This is a genomic window from Chitinimonas viridis (assembly GCF_030409555.1).
Taxonomy (GTDB): Bacteria; Pseudomonadota; Gammaproteobacteria; order Burkholderiales; family Chitinimonadaceae; genus Chitinimonas; species Chitinimonas viridis.
This window is the reverse complement of sequence record NZ_JAUFPU010000008.1, coordinates 299147-314851: the sequence shown is the minus strand read 5'-3', so window position 1 is coordinate 314851 and position 15705 is coordinate 299147. Positions and strand designations below refer to the sequence as shown.

Here is a 15705-nt window from a genome sequence, read left to right as displayed (position 1 = left end):
CGGCCATGGTTTCAGGGCTCTCCGGCTTTGATGCTGATGGCGGCCTGCATCTCGGCGATGCGGCGACGCTTTTCCTCCGCCTGGGCAATCTGGGCCGCAGTCACCAGCCCTTCTGCCTTGGCGCGCGCAATGTCGGCATCCAGTTGCGGCAGCATTTGATCAGCGGCTGCGACATAGGCGCGATAGAGCTTGGCCTGCTGTCGCTCGGCGTAACGCTGGTATTGGTCGGGGTCTGCCAGCTCAGACTGGCTAGGCGGATCGCGCCACTGCGCGTCCATCCGTACCAGCGGTGGTGCACGGTCATCGCCGCGCTCACGGGCATCCGTCATGCTCAGGATGGCGGACGCTGATTGATCTATCACCGCTGGTTCGCCGGCCAAGGCCTGAGGCATTTCTGCCGCCCCGGCCGCAGGATGATCATCCAACCCACGAGTTTGCGCCAAGGGCGCTGTCACAGAGGGAGCATCAGCTGATCGCAGTGGCGGCGCTACCTCGCGCTGCCAATCAAGCAGTATGACGGAGGCGCAGACGGTGAGCAGCGCCGCGACCACCAGTCCAGTTCTACGCTTCATGGTTGCTCCTGGATATTCAGTGCGCTCTGGCCAAAACCCAGGGCCGTGGGATTAATCGCAATGTCAGCATCCCGGTAGAGCTTTTCGCGCAATGCCTTGAACTCGGCCAAGGCTTTCTTTTTGCCTATCGCCTGACTGGCGATATAGCGAACGGCCTCACTCTCTGGCGCTTGCATGCCCTCCTCGCGTGCCTCAACCAGCACTATCTGCCAGCCGCTGCCGTTGGGTTCGCGTATCAAGCGGGAGGGCTTGCCGGGCGGCAGGACAAAGGCCAGCTCGTGCAGCCAGGGTGCCGCGCCGTCTCTGGGCAGCAGCCATCCCAACGTGCCACCGTCAGCAGCATTGGCGGCATCTGAAAACCTGCGCGCCGCCTCGCCAAAGGGTACGCCCTTGCCCAGCGCTGCATAGGCGCGCTGGCAGACAGCCTCCTCCTTGCAATGGATATGGCTGGCCCGCACCCGCTCTATGCGCCGGAACTCCTGCTGGTGACGATAGTAGTAATCACGTATCTCAGCTGGAGTGACGGTAGCGATAAGCCTGTTCAAGTGCTCGCTGCTGTAGTGCATGTCTGCTGCAAGACCCAGCAGTTGCAAGAGCGCACCGCGGCGGTCGCGATCCTCGATGGCACGCTGCAGTAAAGCCAGGTCTGCCGGTGCCAGTCCGCTGGCGTGTTTTGCCCAATCCAGTACATATCGACTCGCCAGCAACTGCATGGCCTGCTGATCCCGATAGCCCGCATCCCCACCCACAAGCTGGGTCTTGCCCTGGATGTTCTGCTTCAACCAGATATCGGCCAGGGAAATCTGTCCGGCTTCGCCACCGGGAAGGCGATACGACAGCAGCACGATCTGGCGGGCCGCCGCCATTTGCGCCGTGCTGAGTTCCGAGTTCAAGCGCAGCCCCCGCTTGGGCGGGAACACCTGCTCCAGCATGGCCTGTGCCGGGACATGGCGGCGCTTCACCAGGGTGTCCAGCCCTCCCGCCTTGTCCAATGCCAAATCCAGCTGGGTTTTGTAGGCACGTCGCAAGGTGGCAACGAGCTGATCCTCTACTGCCGCCGCCCGGCTGAAGGCGACGCCCGTACCGGGGAACAAGGTGGCATCGTCGTAATGCCGCAGCGCGTACTCGCCCAGCAAGCGGTTATCTATCACCGAGGCGAGAACCTTGTTGAGCGGTGTATGCCTATCGCTGTGGACGGCAATGCTATGCAGTACGGTCAGACCGGCCAGGGGAATAGGCTCACCGTTCACACGGGCGGCCAGACCGGGGTCATTGAGGCTATCTCGGCTGACAGCGCTGACCGCCAGGCTGGCGATCAGCATTGCCATCAGCGCCAGCCATGTGGAGCAAGGCTGGCGCATCATCAGAAGCGCTCTGCTGCGCGATTGAGCAGATGCACCACCATGGCAATGGCGTGCGGCACCACCACCTTGCCGACAGTACGGCGGGTCTCATGATCGGTTGCCGATAATACGGCGCCGCCGCGTGAGTAGGAAATGCTGCCACCTTGCGTCAGCAATGGGCGGATATCCGTTGCTGTGCTGGCTAATGGGGTAAAGCTGGCCATGGCGTTCTTGACCAACGCTGGGTCGTTCAACCGCTCGCTATCGTAGTAGTCCTTGACCCAGCCTTCCCATTGCGCGTGGTTGAGCGCTGAGGTGGTCCAGGTATGGTGTGGCTGGAGCAAGTCGGTGGTGTGAAACACAAAGCCCAGCGACTGAGCGGTAGGACGGGCTAGAAACTGCTGAAACCAGTACTGACCAAGATTGTCGATAGGCTGAAACGGCATGGTTTCGAAATCGGCATACATGGCGGGGGTTGAATGGCCACCCAAGCGGTAGTTGGCCTCAGTAATACCATAGCTATTGTACTTGGACCCATCACCGAACCAGCCTTTCATACCACCACGGCCATCGTCCAGATGGTCGCCGTACAGCCAGGACGAGGCCATATTGTCGATATCGCCCCAGACAGTCAGCTTGTTATAGTTGTAGCCGCCCAGGTCGTTGCCATGCACGTCGGGACCGCCAGTATGGTTCTGAAAGTGCAGGTAGCTGGTGTACTTGACGATGCCTGCACCAAGACCCCAAACCGGCGCCATCTGGCAATCACCGGTCGTGGCACCGCACAGATAAGTATCGGCAAAATCGTCCACATCGTAGGCGCCCTGCCCTAACGCGGCCGCGAACTGATCGACTGTGTAGCCGGCACGGGTAGCACCCGACTGGAGCTTGGCGAAGTTGGTGGTGCCCGGGTTGGCCTGCATATAGGCCACGGCATCAATAACGATACGGCGATGGGTCTCTTGCGAGAAGGCATGGACTGGGGCGGTGAGACAACAAGCTACTGCTACACCGGCCAGTAGACGGGCGAGTTTCATTGCTATGTTTCTCCTTGATTTCTCGTTTTCTGTGGGGCCAAGGGGCCGCGACCTATTCTGGTCTGGCCATATGGCGCTTTTGTGAAACGCAATATCAAGTTCCCGGTGCCACGATGGCGGTTCCTGGCGCAGCTGTCCGGCTCGGATAGTCGGCAGACCAGCAAGCCCACGCCTTGCTCGCTCAGGCTCAACTTGATCACATACACCGGTGACCGAAAATCGGCTAAACCAGCCAATGTTGGCTACTGTGAGGCAGGAGAAGAAGCGGATGTCAGAGTTACGACGCTGTATTGGACGGCAAGTCAAGCAAGCAAGGCTGGCGGCCGAACTGGCCACCCAAAGGCTACATGCGGGAGATATCGAGGCTTTGCACGACATAAGGGTGGGTATTCGCACCGTCGATAGCGTGCTCACGCCAGTGTGGCGCTTGCCAGGGATGAAGCCGGTGAGGCAGGCCTTTGCCCCCCTCAGGCGCTGGTCCCGCAAGTACAACGCCTTGCGTGATATCGAGGCGCAACTGGCCCTGCTACAAGCCCTGCTGCCCACGCCGTGGCCGCTACGGTTACAAGATTGGTTCCACGCAGAAACGGCCCGGGTAGCCGCCAGCCACCGTCAGCTGGTACAGGATGCCGACGACAAGCGGTTGTTGGCGGGATATCGCTGGCTTCGCAAGGTATGCCGCCAGCGACTGTCCAAGACGCGAGAGGTGGATCTGAGGGCAGCGCTGGAGCAGCAGATGGGTAGCTTGCTGGCTCAGCTCTACGAAGATTGCACGTTGGGTATGGCCCTGTTTGCGCATAGTGGCCATTGGCACCAAACCCGGATTCGTGCCAAGCGGCTACGCTATCTGATCGCGGGCTACCCTCGTCAATTCGAGGCGATGTCGGCGCTACAGAAACGGGCCGGATCCGTGCAATCCACACTGGGGCAACTAAGAGACTGGCTGGCTTTGCGGCCCAAGATTCAAGGCAGGCTGGGCGCGCAGGAAGCCGCGAATTGCGACCTCATACAGGCTCGTTTGCTGGCAGCGTCTGCCGATGCATTGGCGGCGCTGGGCTTGTTGATCGCAGAAGAAAAAATCCTTCATCGCACCGCTAGAACCGCCGTCTCAGCTTGTGCTGAAGCCGTTTGAACAGGTTGCTGGGTCGATGGACGGCTGCCTGCAATCGGGTACAGATGGCTTCGGGCTGCACCCCCTGCTCCGACAGCTGCCAAGCAAGATCCGCTTCATTCGTTGTGAGGGGACGCCCCATCAGGCTGCTGACCATCGCATGCTGTCGCTCGCGCTCAAGGCCATCCAGCACCTGGGCACAGTCCTGTATCGAGAAATCTGAGCCGCCCAGAAAAAGCACCACCGTCTCATCCTGCATGCTGAGTGGCCGCTTCATCAGCGTACTGACCGCTTGCAGATACTGTTCTGGTTGCATCGCACCTCTCCTCAGACATGCTGCAATGCAATATAACATGGTGCTTACGATGGCCGTACTAGCAAGGTGGAGATGGACAGCGCCAGCAGACTCAGCTAGTACGGCAAAGCCGCTTTCACAGGCCATTTGATGGCGGTACGGCCGTCCGTCGGCGTGCCGTATAAGCCCATACCAGGCCTTTCATCCCTGTTTTTGATGGAAAACGACAGGTAGCTGCCGCTTTTCCCGGTGGCTCTCCCCCTGCGCGAAACCCGCATCAGCGTGCAGCGGCATGCGCCTGGGTACCGGAAAAACAAGCCACATGTCACTAATTTGAAATACATCCTAAATATTATTAGCTGCTGATATGCAAATTGGCGATAGCGATGAAATGGTCACTCTCCAAGCAGCTGATGCTGGTTAGCCTTGTCACCGTTGCCGTGCTGGCGGTAGCGATCTTCATGACGGCACAGCGCGTTACTAGCTTGCGTGCCAAGGTACAGCAGCTGGAACAGGGGCAAATGATCGTGACCCGGCTTCTCACCATCAAGTCCACCGCACTGGCAGTCTCGCGTGCCGACCCGGTCATGCCGGAGACCAAGCAACGCCTGGATGAGGCGAATCGGCAGATTGTTGCCAGCACGGCAGCGCTGTTGGACAGCATGGAGGCTGACGCGGTCAAACAGCTGGCGCAGCAGTTTCAGCCTGCCTGGCAGGACTACCTCAAGCAGTTCCTGAGCGCCGTGCAGATTGCCGAAACGAGCCCACAGGATGCCCTCTCCATCCCCGAACAGATCTACAAAGGTGCCCTGGAGCCCGCCATCACCCTGCTGGATGGCCTGGTGGTACAACAGGAAAAAGCAGCAGAACGGCGCAAGGCGGATATCGACAACGAGCTTTCTCAGGTGGTGATGGTGGTCGTTGTTGTACTGATGCTTGCCGCTGCAATTGTCATCAGTTTTCAGTTACTTTTCGCACGCAGCCTGAATCGACAAGTACAGCAGACCAGCCTTGCCGCCAGACATCTGGGACGCGGAGACCTGTCGTTCCGCCTGCCCGAGTTCCGAAATGAGCTGGGTGCCATATCCAGCGCGATCAATCAGTTCGTGAGCCAGCTGAATCACCTGCTGGGCGAGGTAAAGCAAGCCAGCCAGCGCTTGAGGCATGAGTCCGAGCAGCTGAGTGAGCATGCCGAAGCGGTACGGCATAACACGCAACTGCAGTCGGATGAGGTGACCAGCATCGGCGCCGCCGTAGAGCAAATGAGTACCGCAATTGACAGCGTGTCGAGCTTTGCCAAAGGGGCATCGGATAAATCGGCCTACTCCGTCACCCTGGTCCGATCGGTGGCCCAGCATACCCAGCAAGCCATGAAACAGATGGGCAGCTTGGCAAATGACATCGGTAGCGCCAGCACGACGCTGGGTGAACTGAGCAGCGCAATCAATGAAGTCACCCAGGTCAGCAGCCTGATTACCGAGATCGCCAGCCAGACCAATCTGCTGGCCTTGAATGCCGCCATCGAGGCCGCGCGTGCCGGCGAGGCAGGACGCGGGTTTGCCGTGGTTGCAGATGAGGTGCGCTCGCTGTCTGAACGTACTGCCAAGGCCACCACACAGATCAATCAGCAACTGGAACGCTTGTCGTCCAGCATGGGCATGACCCGCACGGCAATGGATATTGCCTTGGAGAAGACACGCACGGAAGCCCAGCAGATTGCGGCAGTAGTCGATATGAGCGTGGGCGTTGAGGCAGCAGTCAGCGAGGTTGAAACCCTCATGCTCAGTATCGCAGAAGCCACGGTGCAGCAAGCCAAGGGCGCCTCGCAGATTGCCATCGAAGTCGCGGCTATCAACAACTTGGCTGAACGCAACGTGTTGGCCATGTCCAAAACGCTGCAGGATGCCCAGGAACTGGTTGGAACAGCGGCGTTACTGGATCAGGCAGCCAGCCAATTCGTCATCAGCAAAGCTTGAGTCCCAGTCGGGGTACGCAGGTGCCGACATGATGACGGGGCTTGCACCCAAGCCACTTCACGGCATGGGACGTTCGGTTCACTGGTTCAGTCATGCAAGCTGCTGGTTCTCAACATCAAAGGTGCGCAGCTGTAGATTTGTACGCACAGTGAGGCTAAGCATGGCAGGTCACGTCGAGCCCATCATCACACGGCTCGATCTACGGAAATTCAGGCTATAGGCCCCAACCGTAGCAAATACAGCCTATTGGCTCTGTTTCGTTCGGCGTTTTGGCTCATCACTAATCTGTAAGCCATTGAAATGCAAGGTGCCGGAATTCCGGCATCTGCGACAACTTACAAATATAGGCAAGGGCGCTGCCGAGTAACCTAAGCTCCCGTGGTGAAGCAGAGCACGATAGGCAAATTTCTATCTAGCATCCGTTTGATAAAAAAGGAGAAACTCGCCAAATTGCAGCAACCGTAAGGGTTCAGGCAGCGTCCTGATCCGGCAAGAAGCTGTTCAGGCGCTACCGGTGGTATCCGGCAAAGCCGCCCAAACTCGAGCCTTGAAAATCGCCTCCGAAGATGGCATGGTGTTGTCACCATGGCATCTGGGGAAATCTCAGAAACCTCGATCTCCAAAAACCGCCAGTAAAACCCAGCGCAACCGTGCTGGCTAGGTGCGTGCAACAACCTCAGAGAGTTTTGTTAGCGGCGCCGAGAAGACTTGGAAGGAACGAGAACGGGGCTTCTATCCCCCCTTTGGCTCATGCGGTGCTGGGCACCAAGACAAGATAGCGGTCAACTGATAGCTGCAAAAAGGGCTTGGCGCTTCGCAGTTTCCCAGTCCTAAATTTAAACCTTTTCACTCCACATTACCCGTGATCTCGAGCCAACTACTATTTCTCTTCAGCGCCCTTGGCTCGATTAATGGCATCTTCCTGGCGCTCTACCTCTTCACCCGGCAATCGCATCGATTGACGAATGGCATGCTGGGTGCATTACTACTCGCCATAGGTTTCCGTACAGGAAAATCAACATTCTATTATTTCTACCCTGACATCGCAGTCGAGTTCCTTCAGATCGGAATGTCGGCCTGTTTATTGATCGGGCCACTGACTTATTTATATGTCGGTTTCCATCTCGCAGATTTAAGACAAAGCGCCCCAGGAAAACACTGGCGCTGGCATCTTCCCTTATCGCTGTTTATCATCGTCATTGGGCTTATTTTCCCATACTCCCAATATCCGTACATCTGGCACCATGTCATGCGATGGATACATGTCTACTGGCTCACCTATTTACTGCTGACCGGAAGGCAGCTATGGAAATCACGTATTTTACTGACCAACACAACAGGCTGGGTATCTCGCCCTGCCCTATTACTGCTCAGCGTCTATTTTAGCAGCTGCGTGATTCTCATCGCCTATATGAGCACCCCATTTACATCGTATATTGTCGGTGCACTGTCGTTTACCTTTAGCATACACCTTACGGCGCTGACCTTTATACTGCAGAACGACGCCAAAGTTGATGCAAGTAAAAAGGAAAGGTATCAAAATCGAAAACTGATCGAAGAAGACGCGCTTGCATTACTGGCATTGCTGAATCAAACAATGCATGAGCAGCAGCTATACTTGAACCCCAACCTGAGCCTAACGCTGCTGGCCAAGAAGGTTGGCAATCTGCAAACGACCGTTTCCCAGGTACTCAATGAGCATCTGAAAAAAAGCTTCAATCTCTATATCAATGAGTTTCGCATTCAACATGCCAAGAACCTGTTGATCAACGAATCTCACTTGAACATGGAACTCGTTGCCGAACGCAGCGGTTTCAATTCCAGCTCCACTTTTTTTGCCGCCTTCAAGAAAATCACCGGGCAGACGCCTGCAAGCTATCGCGCTGCATTAGCGTCGGCGCCATCTTCAGCCTCGCCAACAGGTCTCGACACCCCGTCAGCATCGCCACAAAACCACCAGGTTTCCAGTCTCCCCTGAGAGCCGCTTCATCGCTGTTTCTTCTCCTTACCGTCGCGCCCAAGCAGACCTTGCAGGCCGACGGTAAGCGCTTGGCATACGCCTCGCCTACGGTTCAGCACCGACCTCCCCTAGGCTTGCGCTATCCCTCCCTCGGCCTGCCGCGTGCGCCCGCGCTAACTGCGGCTGCTTCACCCGCTTTGGCGGCCTGCACCTAGCTGTTTCCCCATCAACCCGCTACGAAATTATGTATCCGGAGTCCGAAATCATGGTTCGAGACTTCAGGTATCTGCACCCAGACTACATTGGCATCCGGCAAAGCGAGGCTTCATCGCTGCCGCACAACCGTACTTACCTGCGGTAAACAGGTACATGTCCAAGTCTAGGTCAACTTATGAGCCCACATCGTTCTCTCAGCGTCATCCTCCTCAACATCTGCCTTGTTCTCGGTGTGCCTGAACAAGCCATCGCCTCCGCTGCATCATCCACCCCAGCGACCGAAGTAAAAACCCAAGCGGGGAGCAGCTACACTGATACGGAGCAAGTCACCAGAACGCTGACGGATTACCTAGAAGGTACGGCGAATAGCGAACCAGAAAAGCTGCGGAGGGCTTTTCACCCCGACTTTAAGCTCTATGTCGTCAACGAAGCCAATGAATTAGTCACTCGCTCCGGTGAGCAGTACATCATGAACTTCAACAATGGCAAGAAAAACAACCGGGTTGGTCGGATATTATCCATCGACATCGAAAACAATGCCGCCATGGCGAAGGTGGAAGTGCTGGCGCAGAATCAAAGGCAATACACTGATTACTTCATGCTGATGAAGTATCAAGGTGCCTGGAAGATCGTACAGAAGAGCTATACCTGGAAAGAAATCCCCAAACAGGGTAACAAGATATTATTCGTCACCTCCAACCAGCACACCTACGGCAACACGAATCTTAATGCGGCCAATCATTTTGCGGAAATCGTCATCGCCTATGACATTTTCAGGAAAAATGGCTACACAGTAGACTTCGTCAGCCCCCAAGGTGGTGCAATCCCCCTTGGTTATATCGAAACATCGAACAGCATACAGAAAGCGCATTTATACGACACCGACTTCATGCGCATGCTGAAAAATACTTTCAAGCCCACGCAGATCAACGCAAGCGACTACAAAGCGGTGTATTACAGTGGTGGAGGCTCGGCCATGTTTGGTGTCGCCGACAACAAGGAAATCCAAAACATCGTCGGCCAGATATATGGGAACGGCGGAGTTGTTTCAGCCATCTGCCACGGTACTGCCGGCATAGTCAACCTGAAGGATAGCAGTGGCAAATCCATCTTCTCAAACAAGAAGATCACTGGCTTCCCCGATATTTTCGAGAATACCAACGCCGAGTATTACAAGACTTTCCCTTTCTCCATAGACAAGGAAATCATACGAAACGGTGGCGATTTCGTTTATTCGAAGAAGTTTGGTAATAACTTTTTCATTACCGATGGCAACATCGTAACGGGCCAAGACCCCTCAGCCACCGCCTCTGTGGCGCAGCAAGTCATCAAGACCATCCAGAAAAACTGAACGGAGCCCCCAATGAACAATACTGTCAAGCACGCAATACTGGGATGTCTTGCCTCGCTTTCCTTTACGGCTAGCGCTAACATCGGCATAGACCCGGCCACCAATCAAGCCATTGAAAAAATACTCAGCGAATTCAACTCATCTGGCAAACCAGCTTTGGCTGTCACCGTCATCAAGGAAGGGAAACCCATATACGAAAAGGCCTTTGGCAGCGCCAACCTGGAGTACAAAACCCCGGCAACCGTCAACACAAAATTTCAGGTCGATGCATTTGCCTGGGAATTCATCGCCTATGCCACGTTAACGCTGGAAGCGCAGGGCAAGATAAAGCTGGATGATGACATCAGGAAATACCTGCCAGAGTTGCCTGACCTAGGCGAAAAAGTCACCGTCGATCACCTACTAAGCTCGACGGACGGCTACTATGGGTACAAAACCCTGAAGTCATTAGCAGGCTGGGAAACGAAAGATCCCGAACAACACAAATCCATCCTGCAAGTCATAAAGAGTCAAAAAGCATTGAACTTCAAACCGGGGAAGGCATTTTCACCCACTGGTGACACACGGCTGATCCTACTGGCAAGAATAGTGGAGTCGGTTACCGGACAATCGTTTGACGCTTACTGCAATAGCCAGATATTCGCACCCCTGGGAATGTCCAACACCGTATTTCTCTATGACAGCAATCAGGCACCAGACAACACCGCCGTACCGTATCGCAGTGATAGTAACGGAACCTACAAACGGGACTATGGCGACACCACTGCCCCAGGCCCGGTGAATCTTTACACCTCTATCCGGGACCTATCCATCTGGCGATCGCACATTTCGTTACGCACGCCCGGCATAAATTCACTGGTGAAAAAGATGAATTCGCCTATAAAACTGGACGGTGGTGCAATGATAAAAGACGTCGCCAGCATCTCGAACTATGGGCAGCAGCACGTGGGTAAGGAGAGAGGGATTCCCAAGGTTTACCTACGTGGGATCTCCGGTGGATACTCCAGTACCCTGTTCCGCTTCCCCGAACAGGACTTCTCGGTGATCGTATTGAGTTCCGGTCTTGCTTACAATGGTAGCTACGGTATGCAGATCGCCAACCTCTTCATGAACAATCACTTCCCCGAACCAGAGACCATCGATTACACCAAGATTGAAGGCGTAAAACTAAGCCGGCAGCAGTTGCAGCAATTTGTGGGGAGCTACTGGAACCCAATACGCGCCCTCTCCGCAAGAGTCCATTTGAAGGATGATGTACTGTATTACAGCAGAGTTGACGGCTCAGACGGCAACGCACTGATTCCACTAGGCAACTCAACCTTCCAGATAACCATCGAAGGTGACGACAAAATCTTGCTAAAGTTTATCGACAAAGCAGGAGGAAAGGATATGAACTATACCGTTAACGATAGTGATTCTGTTGTTTTTGAATCATACAAGCCAACCTCATACGCTAATAACGAGATGACCCAATTCACTGGAACATTCTATTCGAATGAACTCAATTCATCCTTCGTCTTCGATGTAAACAATGGCGTGTTAACCGCCAGCAATATCCGTTCAGGCACTATCAAGTTCAAGCCTCTCAGCCCCAATATGTTTTCCGGGGATAAAAGCTTCCTGAGGGGTATCAGATTCATTCGTGGCAACAACAACGAGGTAACGGGGTTCAAGGTCGCGGTGGATACGGTTCGTAGTTTGGTTTTCAAGAAGGTTCATGAGGATAACAACCGGAAATTGTCCAGCCTATAGGGCTCGTCATTGTTCCACCTTGGCATGGTGAACCCCATCGGCCTGCCGCCCAGGCACGCGAAGCCTCGCTGACGAAGCCGGCTTCGCGTCCCAGATGCTCGGGTGACCGAGGAGGAGATTTCGTGCCGCCCAGTCAGCGCACACCATTTGAGCGCCCCGAAACTTCAGTTTCCCTGCAAGGCAAGCTGCCAGCTAACACTTGCACGTAGCAGGGCGTCAGCCCCGTCCCCGGCAGACCTGATCCACCTTTTTCAGCAAGGTAGGTATCCGGTACGGGCCATGCATGCTAGCCACTTTCTGCTTGGCTTCCTCAATTGCCATGCCTACGCAGCTTACATACAGAGGCTTGCCGCTCTCGCCACGGTATACCTCACACTCCGGGCTTATGCCTGCGTAGGCAGTCTTGGCGACGCCAACCACGGGTACCGCACCCTGCAGGCTATGATAGAGATGCGCCCCCAAACCCGGCGCTGCTTCGCCATCCAGATAGACATGGCCATCTATCACGATCAAATCTGGAAAAAGTGCATACTCCTCCAACAATTTCAATATACAAGGTAGTTCCCGCTTATAAAACTGCCCGGGTATATATTCAGCAACGTCTGCGACCTCACTGACATAGATGGCATCAGGCACTGCATCTTGCCATTCCTTGAACATCACCCCCGCCACACGGGCACCGCTTTCAGCATAATCCACATCTACCGCAAGTATCATTGCCAATCAATCCTCAATCCGCACCGCCATTGCCCCTTGTACACTGCCACCACAGTAGCAACCAAAGTAGCAACCAGGAAATTCACCTTAACGCTTGATCAATCTATAAATGGGTTTAATCGCAGGTCGACAAGACAATATCAGTATGATAGCCGCGGGCATGGCAAACACCAACATGTCCATAAACGAACCGCCAAGCACATCCAGCACCACGCACAGCAACAAGACAGATGCACCCGATTGCAGCAAAGACACTGCCAAGTAGACATTATCCATCAGCCCCTGTGGGTTTATGTAAACTGAGCACATAAGGTTTATCACAGCACAAACCAGCAATGCCAACTGTGCGATCATGAAAAAAGCCATCGCTTCCATCAGAGCTAATACTCTCGATCTTATTATTACTTCGCCAAATCGATTGCCATCGGTAAAATTGCAAGCTCAGCTACTGCTGCGCAAAACAACCCCATTCGTCATTACATCCGCCTAGCGCCGCAGCACTCTGTGCCAGCCACTCTTCATAATGTCCGATATTTTCATGTGTTGGCGTAAGAATGGGATGTGCCTGTACCTGCCAAGGCATAGTTTCATGCTCTTCATAAGGGGAGAATGAAACCTTCTGGTTATTACAAAGCAAATGCACAGCAAATTTCAACGCCATCTCCTTATTGGAAAATATAACCGAGAAATCAATTTCTCGTGCCTTTGTCAAATTATCCCCCTGCTGGTGCATTCGCCAGAGAACATCACCATTTTCATCATCAGGAAATGCTTGGTTATTTCGCAGCATCAGCCCCCTCCTTACCCAGTCATCTGTCACCGGCGGCAACGATAGCACGCGACATAGGGAACACACACATAACTCCAGTTCCATACGCGCAACACCGTATTGCGACGGCTGAGAGCTTGCTGAAAGCTCCAAAATTCAGACTGTGGGTAACCGCAACGCATCGCTGGCAGGCCCGCTCCAAGCGCACATGGTCATCACAACCGGCGCCTCGCAAACGTCTTGTGCATGCAGCCGTGCAAGTTCAACGGCTCCCCCCACGAGTCAGCCAGAGGAAAGCCATGACCACCCCGCCCCCCACCAGCCTCAATCTGCAGTTCTTCAACCACAGCGGCATCGATCCGACTACGGTGTCCATCGGCTTCGTACCCGGCGCATCGAACGCCGCCTTTCACATCATCAACGCCTGCAACCACGCTGCATTGCAGCCGTTGAACATCTCCGGCACTGGCACCTATCCGTTTGCCGGCAACTGGTACACGCTCGATCAGCTGAGCGATGGTGTTACCGTCAACGCATTCAGCGGCCGCATCTATGTCGCTTACAACGGAGCATGGACTGTGCAGTCGCCAGCCTACGAGCCCGCCCAAGCCGTGACCGACCCGAACTTCTTTCTACGCTATGACAAGCTGGAAATGACTTTCAATGGTCAGCCCGCCGATGTGGCCAACCTCACCAGCATTGATTACTGGAGCATCCCGATCACGCTGGCCACCTCGCTCAATGGCAGCGTGGTTCAGACCGTATCTGGCTTGCTGGGCAATGCCAATTCGCAAAGCGTATTCGAGGCGCTCAATGCACTCACTACACCGCCCGTTTCGGGTGTAGTCGGGCCTGGTGGCATTGATGGGCAGCCACTACCAGCCACGGTGCCAGGGGCGTTCCAGCAGTATGGTACGGGACCAGCACCTGGCAGCAGCTTCGCCAGGGTGATAGGACCAACCTCCTATCCATCGATCTCGCCCACCGTCGGCCTACCCGTCATGCCTTACGACACGCTACGCAGCTACTTGGCCTACCTGCTTGATAATTTTGGCCCCGGCACAGCCGTAGGTTCGATCGTACCTGGCCTGGGCAACGCCGTGTTTGCCCATATCGCCGGGCAGTTTGCCGGCGTGGGCCCCAATGTACCCAGCAGCGGCCCGCTCAGCAGGCAGAGCTATACGCTGGAGGCCACCATAGACAGCCATCTGAACATCACCCTGAGCGGCGCCCTGAGTGGCGTGGCCGGCACCACCAGCATGCTGTACAAGCAGGCCGATCTCACCAATCCCTCGGGCATCTATGGCGGTAACGTGCCGTATTACCTTAACGGCGCCACCACGGCCACCAACCCAGGTAATGACGTCTACGGCTGGGTAGGCGGTGATCTGCTTTCTGGCCTCAACATAGGCGCAGTAGGTAGTACCGCCACGGTGGGTGGCGTCACTGGCGTGCCACTGCCTACCATGGTCGGCGCCATCAATAGCCAACTCTGGTTCAATATCCCCAGCAATTTTTTCTTTGCCAATATGCAATCCACCCCTAACTACAACCAATGGGCTGCTACGCTGGCCCCGCTGTCGCAAGCGTATAACTTCGCCTACTCCGACCGCTTCGCCAAAGTGTTCGCCAGCCTTGATACCGCAAACATAGACACCCTGACCGTGGTTTTGGAACCTGCTGACGTCAGCCTGCCAAGCTGATACAGAATGGCCGGCTCCTCCACAAGCAACAATGGAGCCGGCCACAGGGCAATGGATGGCCCCCTGCCAGCACCCCACCGCGCTATGATGCCGAGGCGCGCGGCAAGTACTGTCGTCGCCAACACCACCACCCCGCCAACAGACTAGCCATGTTCGCCATCATCCTTAGCTACAAGAAACCGCTCGATACCGTAGATGCCTTTGTCGCAGAACATAAACGCTTCCTGGAAGCCCACTACGCTTCGGGGCACTTCCTGCTGTCTGGCCGCAAGCAGCCACGCACCGGCGGCATCATCCTGGCCCAGGCAGGCAGCAAGCACGAAGTAGAGGCCATCGTTCGCCTGGATCCGTTCTGGCGGGAAGAAATCGCCGATTATGACATCATTGAGTTTGTACCCAGCATGGCCGCCAGCCACCTAAGCAGCCTGCTGACGGACTGACCGAGGCCGCTCCCAGCCCGGTAGGAATGAGTGGTGCTGTGACCATATGGGCTGCTCGATTTCGGTCTCGCCTACGCGCATGGGCTTGACCACCCTACAACACTTCCACTAACATAGAATCATGGAAAGTAAAACCGTCGTCAACCTGCTTGCCGCCCTCGCCCAGGACACCCGCCTAGCGATTTTCCGTCTGCTGGTGGTTCAAGGCCCGGCAGGCATGACAGTGGGCAAGATAGGCGAGATGCTTGCCGTGGCGCCTGCCACCCTCTCCTTCCACCTGAAGGAGCTGAATCGTGCCGGCCTGATCCAGGCACGGCAGGAAGGGCGGTTTATCCACTATGCCGCCAATTTCGACACCATGAACGACCTGCTGCGCTACATGACTGAAAACTGCTGCACGGCAGCGTCCTGTGCTGCCGTGCAAGAGAACAGCTGCTGTGGTTGATTTTTTGCAGTTCAATAT

14 protein-coding genes are annotated in these 15705 nt (G+C 55.4%); 8 read left to right on the top strand and 6 right to left on the bottom strand.

Annotated elements, in window-relative coordinates; genetic code table 11:
• Window positions 1-11 precede the first annotated feature (11 nt).
• The 3 genes from QWZ03_RS10195 to QWZ03_RS10185 are packed head-to-tail and all read right to left on the bottom strand — an operon-like array spanning window position 12 to window position 2952.
• Entirely contained in the window at window positions 12-572 is a 561-nt protein-coding gene (locus QWZ03_RS10195) for a hypothetical protein (protein WP_290332609.1), read from the bottom strand.
• Window positions 569-1936, bottom strand: coding sequence for a peptidylprolyl isomerase (locus QWZ03_RS10190; RefSeq protein WP_290332608.1), 1368 nt, complete (start codon window positions 1934-1936; stop codon window positions 569-571). Before QWZ03_RS10190 ends, QWZ03_RS10195 begins: the two co-directional genes overlap by 4 nt.
• Window positions 1936-2952, bottom strand: coding sequence for a phospholipase C/P1 nuclease family protein (locus QWZ03_RS10185; protein ID WP_290332607.1), 1017 nt, complete (start codon window positions 2950-2952; stop codon window positions 1936-1938). Before QWZ03_RS10185 ends, QWZ03_RS10190 begins: the two co-directional genes overlap by 1 nt.
• A gap of 268 nt (window positions 2953-3220) precedes the next feature.
• On the opposite strand from QWZ03_RS10185, the gene QWZ03_RS10180 reads away from it, so the two are divergent.
• Window positions 3221-4084: a CHAD domain-containing protein gene (locus tag QWZ03_RS10180; RefSeq protein ID WP_290332606.1), complete on the top strand. Its 864-nt coding sequence runs from the start codon at window positions 3221-3223 to the stop codon at window positions 4082-4084.
• Here the strand turns inward: QWZ03_RS10180 and QWZ03_RS10175 are convergent.
• Window positions 4047-4379 (bottom strand): hypothetical protein, encoded by a 333-nt coding sequence (locus tag QWZ03_RS10175; protein ID WP_290332605.1) that lies wholly within the window; start codon window positions 4377-4379, stop codon window positions 4047-4049. The genes QWZ03_RS10180 and QWZ03_RS10175 overlap by 38 nt on opposite strands.
• A 365-nt stretch (window positions 4380-4744) precedes the next feature.
• Here QWZ03_RS10175 and QWZ03_RS10170 point away from each other — a divergent pair, with 365 nt between their 5' ends.
• The 4 genes from QWZ03_RS10170 to QWZ03_RS10155 all read left to right on the top strand — a co-directional run bounded on the left by QWZ03_RS10170 (window position 4745) and on the right by QWZ03_RS10155 (window position 11613).
• The gene (locus QWZ03_RS10170) at window positions 4745-6334 is read left to right on the top strand and encodes a methyl-accepting chemotaxis protein (RefSeq protein WP_290332604.1); all 1590 of its coding nucleotides are present in this window, start codon (window positions 4745-4747) and stop codon (window positions 6332-6334) included.
• 862 nt (window positions 6335-7196) lie between these two features.
• Window positions 7197-8312 (top strand): AraC family transcriptional regulator, encoded by a 1116-nt coding sequence (locus QWZ03_RS10165; protein ID WP_290332603.1) that lies wholly within the window; start codon window positions 7197-7199, stop codon window positions 8310-8312.
• Between the two features lie 373 nt (window positions 8313-8685).
• On the top strand, window positions 8686-9861 hold the full coding sequence (locus QWZ03_RS10160) for a nuclear transport factor 2 family protein (RefSeq protein WP_290332602.1): 1176 nt from the start codon (window positions 8686-8688) through the stop codon (window positions 9859-9861).
• A 12-nt stretch (window positions 9862-9873) separates the two neighbouring features.
• Window positions 9874-11613: a serine hydrolase domain-containing protein gene (locus QWZ03_RS10155; protein ID WP_290332601.1), complete on the top strand. Its 1740-nt coding sequence runs from the start codon at window positions 9874-9876 to the stop codon at window positions 11611-11613.
• A 216-nt stretch (window positions 11614-11829) separates the two neighbouring features.
• Here QWZ03_RS10155 and QWZ03_RS10150 read toward each other — a convergent pair whose 3' ends face one another.
• Together QWZ03_RS10150 and QWZ03_RS10145 are read right to left on the bottom strand one after the other, a co-directional pair.
• Complete coding sequence (locus tag QWZ03_RS10150; protein WP_290332600.1) at window positions 11830-12330, bottom strand: endonuclease V; 501 nt, start codon at window positions 12328-12330, stop codon at window positions 11830-11832.
• A 445-nt stretch (window positions 12331-12775) separates the two neighbouring features.
• Complete coding sequence (locus QWZ03_RS10145; protein ID WP_290332599.1) at window positions 12776-13120, bottom strand: ribonuclease E inhibitor RraB; 345 nt, start codon at window positions 13118-13120, stop codon at window positions 12776-12778.
• Window positions 13121-13398: 278 nt separating this feature from the next.
• On the opposite strand from QWZ03_RS10145, the gene QWZ03_RS10140 reads away from it, so the two are divergent.
• The 3 genes from QWZ03_RS10140 (at window position 13399) to QWZ03_RS10130 (ending at window position 15687) form a co-directional block, all read left to right on the top strand.
• Window positions 13399-14802 carry a beta-1,3-glucanase family protein gene (locus QWZ03_RS10140; protein WP_290332598.1) on the top strand — a complete coding sequence of 468 codons (1404 nt, stop codon included), beginning with the start codon at window positions 13399-13401 and terminating at the stop codon, window positions 14800-14802.
• A 149-nt stretch (window positions 14803-14951) separates the two neighbouring features.
• Complete coding sequence (locus QWZ03_RS10135) at window positions 14952-15242, top strand: YciI family protein (RefSeq protein ID WP_290332597.1); 291 nt, start codon at window positions 14952-14954, stop codon at window positions 15240-15242.
• Between the two features lie 121 nt (window positions 15243-15363).
• A complete protein-coding gene (locus QWZ03_RS10130; protein ID WP_290332596.1) occupies window positions 15364-15687 on the top strand; it encodes an ArsR/SmtB family transcription factor in 324 nt (107 codons plus the stop codon).
• Window positions 15688-15705 lie beyond the last annotated feature (18 nt).